The following is an 11,684-nucleotide window of genomic DNA, read 5'->3' on the forward strand; positions in this document are numbered from 1 at the left end:
ACGGAACAGTGCGCCCATGACCGACGAGAACAGCCACGCCACCGAGGTACGCGAGCGGTGGGCCCGCCCGGAGAACGCCCCCGCCCTCGAGGGCATCCGCGCCGCCCTCGCCGGCGGTGGCGACTGGCGCGCGCTCGTGCGCGAGTGGACCCTGCCCTGGGGCACCGAGAACGATCTGGCCGGCATTCCGCTTGCCGGTGCGGGCCTCGGCGGCGTGGACCTGAAGGACGTCATTCTCAGCTACGCCGACCTGCGTGGCTGCGACCTGAGCGGCTGCGACCTCACCGACGCGTTCCTGACCGGCACCGACCTGCGCGAGGCCACGCTGGTGAACGCGACCCTCACCCGCGTGAACGCCGGGCTCTGCGACCTCAGCGGGGCCGACCTCAGCGGCGCGAACGCGGACGACGCCGTGTTCTCCCGCGCCCGCCTCGTCGGCACCCGGCTGTCCGGCGCCTCCCTGCGCCGGGTGAAGTTCGTCGCGGCCGAACTCGGCGACGCGGACTTCTCCGACGCGGACCTGTCGGACGCCGTGATGGTGGCGGCCAGGACGGTGGGCACGATCCTGGACGGCGCACGCCTGGAGGGGACCCGCCGCGGCTCACTGAGGCCGTAGACCCTCAGCTGTCGACGGACCACGAAGGTCCCCTCACCGATCTCGAGGGCTGCCGCGAAGGCGGCGGCCCCACCGATCAGCCGTCACCCCGCGCGCCACGGGTGCCGCAGTCGCTTGGGGCCGTGAGGCCGACCGCACCCCCTCCGCGACCGGTGTCCGAGGCCCGCCGTGCTCTTCCTCGGGTTCGACCGCCCCGCGGGAGATCCGCTTGCCCGTTCACGCTCGGCTCCGTGCCACCGTCCCCGCTCTCATGCCCTCGTCGCAGGCCGGTCCGCCGGAGATCGCGGGGCGGCCCGGGCGCAGGCTGCTCGTCCAGCGGAGCGACGACGAGATCGTGGATCCGGCAGCAACCGCAACCTCTCCATCAGCGACAATCCCGCCACGCCTTCCACAGCGGGCGACTTGATCAGACAGCCGGTGGCAGACTGGCGACACATCGAAGCTCCGTTGGTTCAGGGCGACTTGGGAAGGTCACCCCGTTCAACCGCAGCTCCGATGCGTTCGTGACGGCTCGGCCCGTACTCCTCGCACCACCGCGACCTGTGGACGATCACTGGGACTTTGCAGTGCACCTGCCAGCGCTCGGCCGACGTGCTCGACCGCGGCCTGGACGCCGAGCTCACTCCATGGACCCGTTGTGGTGCCTGGACTCCGACTGGAACCGCTCCTATCGCCGGATGCTCGGCTACCTCGCCGCCGACGGCACCGTCGCCAGCCCGGTCAACCGCACCGGCCTGGGCGACGACGCGTCCTTTCGGCCCGGCGCGTGGCTGCTCAAGCAGGCGAAGGTCCGTGTCGAAGGGAAGCTGACCGAGCAACAGACCGCGCTCCTGGACGCACTTCACGCTTCCGAGGCCGCCGGCGGCTGACAGCGCCGGTCCGGGGCGGGATCTGCCGCTCTCCACTGCGCGGTGCGCGTCGGCGGTCCGGTGGAGCGGAAAGCGGGTCAGTGGCAGGCCGTGCTCCTCGCCGACCGGCAGGGCGCCATCGCGTACTGCGGCGGCGACGTCCTCGGCGGCTGCGGCGCATGCCTCCGGACCGGCCGTGTACAGCACCAGGAACTGGAGGCGCGGCCCGTCCTCGGCGACGGTGAGCGCACGGTGCGCGGTCAGCGCGGGGACACCGAGCGCGGCGCCGGCGTCGAAGGCGATCTCGTCGGGACCATGCCCAGCAACAGCGATCTTCGCTGGATGCACGTGGGCCGACGCGGCGGCCCCGGCCTGATCGACGAGGAACGCGTCCGCGGTCAGGTCACCAGGGCACGACGCCTTTGTCGTCGAACAGTTGGCCGGTCGGGCCGTCGTCCGACAGGGTGGCCAGCCGGATGGCGATCGCCGCGCCCTGCTCGGGGGTCTGCGTCCCGCTGAATCCGTTGAGGTCGGTGGCCACGTAACCGGGGCAGGCGTTGTTGATCAGGACGTTGGTGCCGCTCAGCTCCTTGGCGTACTGGATGGTGACGGCGTTGAGGTAGGTCTTCGTCGGCGCGTACGCCCCGCTGATCCCCCCGAGGTCCACGCCGGGCGCGGTCTGCAGTGTCAGGGAGCCGACGTGGCTGGACTGGTTGACGATGCGCGGGTGCGCCGAACGGAGCAGCAGCGGCAGCATCGCGTTGGTGACCCTGATGACGCCGAGGACGTTGGTCTCCAGCAGTCGCCGCACGGTCTCGAGGTCGATGGTCGTCGGTTCCTCCGGCCAGCCGCCGGCAACGCCGGCGTTGTTGACCAGTACGTCCAGCCGTCCTGCCCGCTCCTCGATCAGCTGGACTGCGGCGGCCACGCTCCCGGCGTCGGTCACGTCCAGGGGCACGCCGAACGCGTCGGCACCGGCCGCACGCAACTTCGCCACGGCGTCGTTCCGGCGCTGCTCGTCCCGGGCGCCGACACCGACGCTCCAGCCCCGTGCGCCCAGTCCGGCCGCGATCTCATAGCCGATTCCCTTGTTCGCGCCGGTGACCAGCGCGATCGTCTTCTCGTTCATGCAAGCGAGCATGCCTGCGCTGCAGCCGGGCACCAACACCCTCTCGGTAGTGCAGCGATACCCGAGCGGTATCGATCAGCCGCCTGCCGTCTTAGCCTGGACTCATGGAAATACGCGAGCTGCGGTACTTCGTCGCCGTCGCCGAGGAGTTGCACTTCGGCAGGGCCGCCCAGCGCCTCGGGATAGCCCAGCCGCCCCTGTCCCGCACGATCACCCAGCTCGAGCGGCGGCTCGGCACCGCGCTGCTGGAACGTACCAGCCGCAAGGTCACGCTCACCGAGGCCGGAACCGTGCTGCTGGCCGAAGGACGCGAGATCCTCAGCGCGGTGACCGCGGCCGAGCGGCGTACCCGACGGGCCGCCAAGGAACACCCCAGCCTCGTCCTCGCCGTCAAATCCGGCACCGGTGGCGAGCTGCTCACGAAACTGCTCGAGGCCTACGCCGCGGAACCCGGCGCGGCCACCGTCGATCTGCTGATCTGCGAGGCGCACCAGCACCGGCAGCTGCTGCAGGAGGGACAGGCCGACGTGGCTCTGCTGCACCTGCCCTTCGACTCGGCAGCCGGGCTCGACACCGAAATCCTGTACACCGAGGGACAGGTCGCGATCCTGCCGGCCTCACACCCGCTCGCCATGCGCTCCCAGGTCCGGATGGCCGACGTGACCGCACTGCCCGAGCTCCCGATGGCCCGCTGGCCCGATCCCGGCGGCAGCTACCCGGAAGGACCGGGCGCGGAGGTACGGAACCTGACACAGGTCTTCCAGCTGATCGCGCTCGGCCGTACCACCGTGGTCATTCCCGAGTCGGCCGGCGCTGACCTGCGCCGGGACCTCGCGGCGGTGCGGGTCCTGGACGCTCCGCCGGTGACGACGGTGATCGCCTGGCCGCCGCAGAGCCGCCTTCGTGCAGTCGCTGACCTGGTCCGCGTCGCCACCCACCTGTGAATTCGGATCAGGAGGACGGCGGCCACCCGACGACAGCCCCGATCAAGGAACTGGCAGCCAGGCTCCGGGGAGGCCGGCGGCAATGGACGAGCCTGGAACAGCGCCTGCGGGGTGCTCCGCGCGGACGCGCCACTCCCCCCGGCGATGCCGCGCTGCGGTCCCCCTGAGGTCGAGATCAACCCCCCGCTGACCGCTGTACCGATCGTCCTGGGCCGGGCTCAGGGGAGGTGCGGGGTGAGCAGGTCGTCGAGGCCGATGCGGTGGTAGAAGGCGCTGCGCACCAGGTCACCGACGCGGTTGACGGTCTCGGCGCCGTCGTCCACGGGGTCGATGTGGACACGGAAGGGGCGCTGCCCCTCGGGGGTGTCGACGACGCGCACGATCGCGGCGGCCACCTCGGCCGGGTCCGCGTCGGGCGGGGTGATCTCCGCCAGGCGTTCGCCGACCTGCTCCGACAGTCCCGCGTAGCGGGCCTCGTAGGCGTCGGCGACGGTGGTGTCGGCAGGGCGGCCGGAGTGGGCGAAGTGGTTGGTGCCGGAGGTGAATGCGCCGGGGACCACGATCGTGGTGTCGATGCCGAAGCGGGCGACCTCGGCGGCGTAGGTGACGGCGAGGGAGTCCATGGCGGCCTTGGCGGCGAAGTAGGGGCCGAGGTAGGGCGGGGTTCCGCCGCGGGTGCTGGTCGAGCCGACCCACACCAGCAGGCCGTCGCCCTGCCGGCGCAGGTGGGGCAGTACGGCGCGGTTGACGCGCTGCGTGGAGGCCGCGTTGACGTCGAACACCTCGTGCAGTTGTTCCGGGGTGAATGCCTCCAGCGGGCCCAGGACCATGTGGCCGGCGTTGTGCACGACCACGTCGATCCGGCCCGAGGCAGTGACGATCGTGGCGATGGCGGCGTCCACGGACGCCTGGTCGCCGACGTCGAGTTCGACGGCGCGCAGGTCGACGCCGTGTTCCTGGGCGTAGCGGGTGGCCTCCGCGACGGCGGGGCGGTTGCGGCCGGTGGTGTGGCGGATGCCGGCGTAGACGACGTGGCCGGCGTCGGCGAGGGCGCGTGCGGTCATGGCGCCGAAGCCGCTGGACGCACCGGTGATGAGCACGGTCTTGGACATGCTGTTCACGTTCCTTTCGAGCGTTCGGGAAGGGGTGGGGCGGCGGGTGTTCAGATGACGCCGCCGTTGGCGTAAAGGACCTGGCCGTTCACCCAGCGGGCCGGGCCGGCCAGGAAGGAGACGACCTCGGCGATGTCGTCGGGGGTGCCCAGTCGCTCCAGGGGCGACATCTTCGTCAGGTTCTCGACGACAGCTTCCGGCTTGCCGTCCAGGAACAGGGCGGTCGCGGTCGGGCCGGGGGCGACGGCGTTGACGGTGATGTCGCGGCCGCGCAGTTCCTTGGCGAGGATCAGCGTCATGGCGTCGACAGCGCCCTTGGTGGCGGCATAGGCGGTGTAGGTCGGCAGAGCGATCTTCGTGACCGAGCTGGAGAAGTTGACGATCGCGCCCCCGGAGCGGACGCGGCGGGCGGCCTGCCGGCCGACGACGAAGGTGCCGCGCACGTTGATGCGGTGCATCCGGTCGAAGTCGGCGAGGTCGAGCTCGGCCAGGGGCGCGAGCAGCATGATCCCGGCGGCGTGCACCACGACGTCGACGCCGCCGAAGCGCTCCTCGGCCGCGTCGAACAGGGCGGTCACCTCGGCCTCGTCGGCGACGTCCGCCTTGACGGCGATGGCGGTGCCGCCTGCCTTCTCGATCGCCTGCACCGCCTCCTCGGCGGGGGCGGGGTTGCCCGAGTAGGAGACGACGACGGCCAGGCCGTCGGCGGCCAGGCGCTCGGCGGCGACCCGGCCGATGCCGCCGGACCCGCCGGTGACGACGGCGACGCGCGGGGTGGCGGTGTGGGTGTCGTTGGTGGCCATGGGAGGACTCCTTCCGGCGGCCGGAGGAACCCGGCACGTAATGGACGCTGCGTCCATATTAGCGAGATGTAGACGCTGCGTCCATATAATCTGGGGAAGACTCATCGAACCGACCCGAGGAGGCCGCGTGGCCAGGCCATCGACCGCAGGCAAAGAGACCAGTACCACCCCGGACGGCGACGCACCGGTACGGCGCGGCCGGGGCCGGCGACCGGCCGACGAGGTGCGACGCGACATCCTCGCCGCCGCAGGCACCCTGCTGTTCGACGAAGGCATGGCAAGCTTCACCATCGAACGGGTCGCCACGACGGCGGGCGTCAGCAAGATGTCGATCTACAAGTGGTGGCCCTCGAAGGGCGCGCTCGCCCTCGACGGTTACTTCACCGCGGTCGAGAACACCCTCGCCTTCCCCGACACCGGCGACATCGAGGCCGACCTGCTCAACCAACTGCGCGCCTTCGTCCACCTCACCGCGGACACCCCGGCCGGCCGCATCGTCACCGAACTGATCGGCGCGGCGCAGACCGACCCGGACCTCGCCACCGCCTTCCGCGAGCACTACTCCGGCCCGCGCCGCCGCCTGGCCGTCGACGTCCTGCAACGCGCCCAGCAACGCGGCCAGCTGCGGGCCGACGTGGACGCGCGCATCGTCGTCGACCAGCTCTGGGGCGCCTGCTACCACCGGCTACTGATCCCCGACGAGCCCGTCACCGAGGAATTCGTGGCCGGACTCGTCGCCAACCTGATGCGCGGCCTACGACCGTAGGCGAATGGGACCGGGGCGCTCGCGCAAGCCGTTCCTACGCCCCTGCCGGAAGTGCCACGTCCAGGATGCGGAGAAGCCGGCTGACCCACCGCCCGGCGTTACCGGGCAAGGGCCCCAAGGCCTCCACCCATGTGGCAAGCCCCGGCCGCTGAAAGCGCGGCCGGAGCTTGGTGTGCCGGTTCTCGGTACCCGCCCAGGGGCAGTGAACGTCCGTGCGGCGACGGGCATCCCGCACGCCCGACGCACGTGCGGGCTTTCGGGTGGACGCGATGCGGTTGCCCGCGCACGCCCGCCCGGCGACGGCGTGGACACCGCTACGGGAGCAGCACGCCCTGGTTGGACGGCTGCAGCGTACCGGCCTTCAGGCCGCCGCCGAGACCGTCAGTTGCGGGACGGCCTTTCCGTCGGCGCCGAGCACCGCGGCGGTCAGCTGGGTGGTCTCGTCCGGCGGCGTCACCACCAGCCCCGACAGGACCCGGCAGCTGGCGTCCGGCTTGCCGCAGGGCGCCCAGGCCAGGCCGGAGAAGGCGGTGGTCCCCGGCTTCAGGGTGATCTGGGTCGGCGGCCAGGGTTGGGCGACGCGCGCGGTGGTCATGTCGACCCGGCTGTTGTCGGCGAGCAGCCCACCGGATCCCAGGTACCCAAAGACCGTACAGGTTCGCGTGCCCTTGTTGACCAGCATCACCATGGCCGAGCCAGGGCGGTCGGGCTGGATCTTCACGTCCGCCTTCAGCTCGGACGTGTGGCACCGGCCGGCGGCCTGGTCGCCGCGGGCACCGGCGCGGCCGAGGAACGGGCCGGGGAGACGCCGGCCGCAGCGCCGGTACCACCACCCGACGCGGCCCCCGCTGCCGTCGCTGCCCCCCTGCCGTCTTCGACGGGGCGGGGTCCGCGTCTCCTCCGGTGCAGGCGACCGCCCCCAGGCCGAGTGCCACAGTCGTGACGGCGCCAGGGTCAGCCGGGACAGGCGCGGGTTCATGGTCCTCCGAGAGGTGCGAACTGTCCGGTCACGTCGAAACCTGGGTGATCGTCAGTTTTCGGTGTCGAGTCGGACGTGCTCGATGTCCTCGTCCAGGAAGGTGGTCAGGTCCTGGGCTTCGGCGCGGACGGCTTCCTGCTCGAGGGCGGTGAGGGGCCGCAGGGGACTGATGCGCAGTTGGTTGCTGCGCACGGTCCAGGTGGCGGTGACGCGTCCGTCGACCAGGACCATGCGGTGGCCCGCGACGGACAGACCGAGGTAGGGGGCGTCGATGATGCGGCCGCGGTCGTGGTAGCCGAGGACGGCGTTGTCGAAGGCCGGCAGGAACCGGACCGGGGCGGGGGTGTCGGGGTGGGGGCGGGGTGCGTCGGGCAGGTCGAGCAGTTCGCGGCCGCGTTCGTCGCGGAAGACGACGAGTTCTTCCCGGGCAGCTTTGACGGCGGCGGGAAGTCCGGCGAGGCCGCACCAGGCGCGCAGGTCCGCGCTGGCGGCGGGCCCGTGGGCGGCGAGGTAGCGGCGCAGCAGTTGCTGCCCTATGGGATCTCTGCCATCGGCGGGAAGGGGGTCGATGTCCCGCTCCAGCCAGGTGGCCAGCGGCAGGTTGCGTACGCCCGCGGTCTGCTGCCAGAGGCCGCGGGGCGGGAGTTGGGCCATGGGGATGAGGGCGGCGACGAGCAGTTCGCCCAGGACGCGGCGGGGTGGGTCGGGCCAGCGGTCTTCGAGGGCTTGTACGAGCTCGCGCATGGTGCGGGGCTGCTGGTCGGCCATGACGGAGCGGCCGGCGGCGGCAAGCTCGTCCAGGTCGATTCCGGCCAGTTCGCGCGGGTAGGTCCCCAGGACTCGCTGGCGCAGCATGGTGTCGTGGCGGGCTCGCCAGGCGAGTGCGTCGTCGGAGGTGACGAGGTGGACGGTGCGGCGCATCAGGTGGGTGCGTACCACGGTGCGGCCGGTCAGCGCATCGTCGAGTTGCTCGGGCTTGAAGTCGGCCATGCGGGACCACAGCCCGATGAACGGTTCCTGGGGCTCTTGCGCCTGCAGGCCGCACAGGTGGGCCACCGCCTCGGGCGCGGAGGTGTCGCTGCGCGTGAGCAGATGTTGGCGGGCCAGAGTGGCGCGGTTCAGGGCGCGGCTGTCGAGGACGGTCACTGCTTCCTTCCGCTATTCCAGGTGGGTGGTGCCCGCGCCGTCCGGACCGCCAGGGGGCAGCGGCGGCCCGGACGGCGCAGGCCTGTCAGGTCGGCCGGATCAGCCGTTGTACGGGGCGGTGACGTCCAGGACCCAGGTGACGCCGAAGCGGTCCGTGAGCATCCCGTACAGCGGCGCCCACGGCGCGGGGTCCAGCGGACGCACCACCGTCGAGCCCTCGGCGAGCCTGCCCCACAGGGCGCCGATCTCCTCGGCGTCGTCGCCGCGGACGGAGACGAAGAACGGGTCCTGGCCCTGGTCCCAGGGCAACTGCGACGGCACGTCGTAGGCCATGACGTGGAAGCCGTTGTCGCCGGCCACCTCGCCCCACATCACCCAGTCCGCCTCGCTCTCCTTCCGCACGGCGCCCGCGTCCTTGTAGGTGACGGCGATCGTGCGTCCGCCGAAGACGGACTGGTAGAAGTCCAGCGCCTCGCGTGCGGTGCCCCGGAAGTTCAGGTGGGTGGTGGTCGTGACGGACATGATCTGTTCCTTGCCTTGGTGTGACGGATGTGCGCCGTCGGCCGTCGGTGCCGAGCGGCGGCTGCCGGACCGGGGCTGGTGCCTCCCGAACGGCTCGTGTGTCACGATGGCAGAGGTAGAGGACAGGTTGTGTCCGGTACTCCGGGGATGATGGTGCCATGCATAAGACATCTGCCCGGCTGCTCGCGCTGCTCGCGCTCCTTCAGACGCCCCGTGACTGGTCCGGCGATGATCTCGCCGAGCGTCTCGGCATCACCTCGCGCACCGTGCGCCGTGACATCGACCGCCTGCGCGAACTCGACTACCCGATCAGGACCCTCAAAGGACCGGCCGGCGGCTACCGCCTGGAGGCCGGCACTCACCTGCCGCCCATGCTGTTCGACGACGACCAGGCCGTCGCCCTGGCCGTCGCGCTGCAGACCGCCGCCGCCGGCACCACAGTCGCCGAAGACGCCACTCGCGCCCTGGCCACCCTCCGCCAGGTCATGCCAACCCGCCTGCGCCACCGCATCGACCTGTTGCACGTCACCGCCGTCCAACCGCCCGAGGCCACCGGCGACACCCCTCAGGTCGACGCTCAGATCCTGATGGACCTGAGCCGCGTCATCCACGCCCGCGAGGAACTTCGCTTCGACTACACCCCAGCCCCCGGCACTTCAAGCGACGATCCCCGCCGGGTGCAACCCCACCATCTGGTCATCTTTCGCCAACGCTGGTACCTCGTGGCCTGGGACGTCCGCCGCCAGGACTGGCGCACCTTCCGCGTCGAGCGCATCCGACCCCGCACGCCCACCGGCCCCCGCTTCACCCCTCGCGACCTCCCCGGCGGCAACGTCTCCACCTTCATCACCAGCCGATTCCGCGGCAACGACGGCACCACCACCGACTGGCCCTGCCGCGGCGAAGTCGTCCTCCACCTCCCGGCCTCCGAGGTCGCACCCTTCGCCCATGACGGAGTCGTCGAGGAACTCGACCCGCACCGCTGCCGGCTCACCCTCGGCTCCTGGTCGTGGACCGGACTCGCCGCGACCATCGGCCGCTTCGACACCGACATCGACGTCATCGGTCCGCCCCAGCTGGCCGCCGCCTTCGCAGACCTCGCCGCCCGCTACACCCGCGCCGCCGCAAGACCCGAGACCGGCCCGGATGCCGTGAGAACGAAAACCGCCGCGCCGCTCGAGCCCGTCGACTATCCGCCACAGACCCACCGCTGATCCCCACACGACGCCCGAAGGGCTCCGCACCCGTCCGGCGTCGCCGAGAGGACGACCCTCTTGGGCAGAGCGAAAGAGGCCGCTTCTTCTTCAGTCGTCTCACCACACAGCCATCCAACGCGGCGAGGCGGCAAGCTCAGAACAAGGCCCCCGGGGCCGGCAAGGAGCGGTGGGGCAGCTTGCGTGCCGGATATCCGCCTCGCGTCGCGGGCCTGCGCGAGGCGGCACGGGCCGGCGGGCATGGGTTATCGCCGGGGTACGGGGACCAGGCGCAGGAGTGCGTGCAGGACGGCGTCGGTGGTGTCCTGGGCGGGTTCGTCGCTGACGTGGGTCAGCAGGCGTGCCAAGACCCGCAGGAGATGCGGCGAGGCCATCACCCGGGGGTGGAGGATGGGCCGGTAGCCGAACCGGGAGAAGAGCAGATCGCCCGCGAGGTTTCCCAGCCGGTAGTAGCGCGCCCAGCGACGCTGGATCTCGGCCGGGTACTGATGCAGCGCGTGTTCCCGGCGCGGGCCGGCCGGCCGGGCCAGCGCCAGGGCGATGGTCTGCGCCGCCACCTCGGCGGCCTCCATCGCCTGGGCGATACCCTCACCGCTCCACGGGCTGACCATGCCTGCGCTGTCACCCACCAGCAACAGACCCCCGCGGTACTGCGGTCGCCGGTTCAGCCCCATCGGCAGCGGCGCGCTGCGCAAGGGGGAATCGGCGTTTTCTTCGTGCAGGCCCCACTCCTGGGGCAGGCGGGGCAGCCAGTGGTCCAGCGCCGCCCGCAGGTCCACAGGCCGGCGCCGGCCCTGCTGCGGCAGGGCTCCCAGGCCCACGTTGACACGGCCGTCGCCCATGGGGAACACCCATCCGTATCCGGGCAGGTCGGCTCCGGTGCGGGGACAGCGCAGGTCGGCCCACAGCTCCAGGTAGGGGTCGTGGGTGCGGGCCAGGCTGCGGTAGTAGCGGCGGGCGGCCGCCGCGACCGACCGCTTCGCGTCCCGTTCGAACCCCAGGCCCACAGCCGTACGCGCCGAGGCGCCGTCGGCCGCGACCACCAACGGGGCGAGATAGCGCACCGGCTCCGCGTCCGGCCCACGCAAGGCCGTGACGCCCACGACGTGCCCCGCCCGGTCGGTCAGCGTGCCCGTCACCTTCACATGGGTGCGCAGGCGCGCTCCGGTGGCGCTCGCGCGGGCGGCGAGCAGGTCGTCGAAATCGTGCCGGCTGCGGGTGAGCCCGAAGTCGGGGACAGCACCCAAGCGAGGCCAGTCCAGCTCCACCTGGTGCCCGCCGCAGACCCAGCGCATTCCCTTGTTGCGCATCCAGCCCGGCGCGTCGATGTCGATACCCAGCCGCACCAACTGGTGCACCGCGCGCGGAGTCAGCCCGTCACCACACACCTTCTCCCGGGGGAAGCCGCTCTTCTCCAGCAACAGCACCTCCACACCGGCTCGCGCCAGATGCACCGCGGCGGCGGAACCAGCCGGTCCCGCCCCCACCACGATGACCTGCGCATCCTCGTCACCGGCGCCCTCAGCTCCCCCACCACCGCCGCCGATCCCATCACTTTTGGTGATCACTCCCCTACTATGCCCGCCGCCAGGCACCGGCAGTCCG

Annotated in this window: 12 protein-coding genes; 5 read left to right on the plus strand and 7 right to left on the minus strand. The window is 71.7% G+C overall.

The window, feature by feature from the left end; translation table 11 throughout:
- Positions 1-16: 16 nt before the first annotated feature.
- Positions 17-616, plus strand: a complete 600-nt coding sequence (locus tag ABT041_RS04620) for a pentapeptide repeat-containing protein (RefSeq protein WP_351178922.1) — start codon at positions 17-19, stop codon at positions 614-616.
- A 626-nt stretch (positions 617-1,242) separates the two neighbouring features.
- Positions 1,243-1,485 (plus strand): helicase associated domain-containing protein, encoded by a 243-nt coding sequence (locus ABT041_RS04625; RefSeq protein ID WP_351178925.1) that lies wholly within the window; start codon positions 1,243-1,245, stop codon positions 1,483-1,485.
- Positions 1,486-1,867: 382 nt separating this feature from the next.
- Here the strand turns inward: ABT041_RS04625 and ABT041_RS04630 are convergent, their stop codons facing one another.
- Entirely contained in the window at positions 1,868-2,605 is a 738-nt protein-coding gene (locus ABT041_RS04630; RefSeq protein WP_351178926.1) for an SDR family oxidoreductase, read from the minus strand.
- A 92-nt stretch (positions 2,606-2,697) separates the two neighbouring features.
- Between ABT041_RS04630 and ABT041_RS04635 the strand changes: the two genes are divergently transcribed.
- Entirely contained in the window at positions 2,698-3,537 is an 840-nt protein-coding gene (locus ABT041_RS04635; RefSeq protein ID WP_351178928.1) for a LysR family transcriptional regulator, read from the plus strand.
- A 218-nt stretch (positions 3,538-3,755) separates the two neighbouring features.
- Here ABT041_RS04635 and ABT041_RS04640 read toward each other — a convergent pair whose 3' ends face one another.
- The gene (locus ABT041_RS04640; protein WP_351178931.1) at positions 3,756-4,649 is read right to left on the minus strand and encodes an SDR family oxidoreductase; all 894 of its coding nucleotides are present in this window, start codon (positions 4,647-4,649) and stop codon (positions 3,756-3,758) included.
- Between the two features lie 50 nt (positions 4,650-4,699).
- Positions 4,700-5,452, minus strand: a complete 753-nt coding sequence (locus ABT041_RS04645) for an SDR family oxidoreductase (protein ID WP_351178933.1) — start codon at positions 5,450-5,452, stop codon at positions 4,700-4,702.
- A gap of 127 nt (positions 5,453-5,579) precedes the next feature.
- Here ABT041_RS04645 and ABT041_RS04650 point away from each other — a divergent pair, with 127 nt between their 5' ends.
- Positions 5,580-6,218, plus strand: a complete 639-nt coding sequence (locus tag ABT041_RS04650; protein ID WP_351178936.1) for a TetR/AcrR family transcriptional regulator — start codon at positions 5,580-5,582, stop codon at positions 6,216-6,218.
- A gap of 361 nt (positions 6,219-6,579) precedes the next feature.
- On the opposite strand, the gene ABT041_RS04655 is transcribed toward ABT041_RS04650, so the two are convergent.
- The 3 genes from ABT041_RS04655 to ABT041_RS04665 form a co-directional block, all read right to left on the minus strand.
- Positions 6,580-7,197 carry a DUF4232 domain-containing protein gene (locus ABT041_RS04655; protein WP_351178939.1) on the minus strand — a complete coding sequence of 206 codons (618 nt, stop codon included), beginning with the start codon at positions 7,195-7,197 and terminating at the stop codon, positions 6,580-6,582.
- Between the two features lie 51 nt (positions 7,198-7,248).
- Positions 7,249-8,343, minus strand: a complete 1,095-nt coding sequence (locus ABT041_RS04660; RefSeq protein ID WP_351178942.1) for a winged helix DNA-binding domain-containing protein — start codon at positions 8,341-8,343, stop codon at positions 7,249-7,251.
- A gap of 99 nt (positions 8,344-8,442) precedes the next feature.
- A complete protein-coding gene (locus tag ABT041_RS04665) occupies positions 8,443-8,865 on the minus strand; it encodes a VOC family protein (RefSeq protein WP_351178945.1) in 423 nt (140 codons plus the stop codon).
- 158 nt (positions 8,866-9,023) lie between these two features.
- Between ABT041_RS04665 and ABT041_RS04670 the strand changes: the two genes are divergently transcribed.
- The gene (locus ABT041_RS04670; RefSeq protein ID WP_351178948.1) at positions 9,024-10,079 is read left to right on the plus strand and encodes a helix-turn-helix transcriptional regulator; all 1,056 of its coding nucleotides are present in this window, start codon (positions 9,024-9,026) and stop codon (positions 10,077-10,079) included.
- 245 nt (positions 10,080-10,324) lie between these two features.
- Here ABT041_RS04670 and ABT041_RS04675 read toward each other — a convergent pair whose 3' ends face one another.
- Entirely contained in the window at positions 10,325-11,647 is a 1,323-nt protein-coding gene (locus ABT041_RS04675) for a geranylgeranyl reductase family protein (RefSeq protein WP_502976367.1), read from the minus strand.
- Positions 11,648-11,684: the final 37 nt, after the last annotated feature.

The organism is Streptomyces sp. NPDC002825, assembly GCF_040295385.1.
Classification (GTDB): domain Bacteria; phylum Actinomycetota; class Actinomycetes; order Streptomycetales; family Streptomycetaceae; genus Streptomyces.

Coding starts and splice junctions, on each gene's coding strand:
- ABT041_RS04655 (WP_351178939.1), bottom strand. CDS start 7,197: ATGAACCCGCGCCTGTCCCGGCTGACCCTGGCGCCGTCACGACTGTGG.
- ABT041_RS04640 (WP_351178931.1), bottom strand. CDS start 4,649: ATGTCCAAGACCGTGCTCATCACCGGTGCGTCCAGCGGCTTCGGCGCC.
- ABT041_RS04630 (WP_351178926.1), bottom strand. CDS start 2,605: ATGCTCGCTTGCATGAACGAGAAGACGATCGCGCTGGTCACCGGCGCG.
- ABT041_RS04665 (WP_351178945.1), bottom strand. CDS start 8,865: ATGTCCGTCACGACCACCACCCACCTGAACTTCCGGGGCACCGCACGC.
- ABT041_RS04625 (WP_351178925.1), top strand. CDS start 1,243: ATGGACCCGTTGTGGTGCCTGGACTCCGACTGGAACCGCTCCTATCGC.
- ABT041_RS04620 (WP_351178922.1), top strand. CDS start 17: ATGACCGACGAGAACAGCCACGCCACCGAGGTACGCGAGCGGTGGGCC.
- ABT041_RS04670 (WP_351178948.1), top strand. CDS start 9,024: ATGCATAAGACATCTGCCCGGCTGCTCGCGCTGCTCGCGCTCCTTCAG.
- ABT041_RS04635 (WP_351178928.1), top strand. CDS start 2,698: ATGGAAATACGCGAGCTGCGGTACTTCGTCGCCGTCGCCGAGGAGTTG.
- ABT041_RS04645 (WP_351178933.1), bottom strand. CDS start 5,452: ATGGCCACCAACGACACCCACACCGCCACCCCGCGCGTCGCCGTCGTC.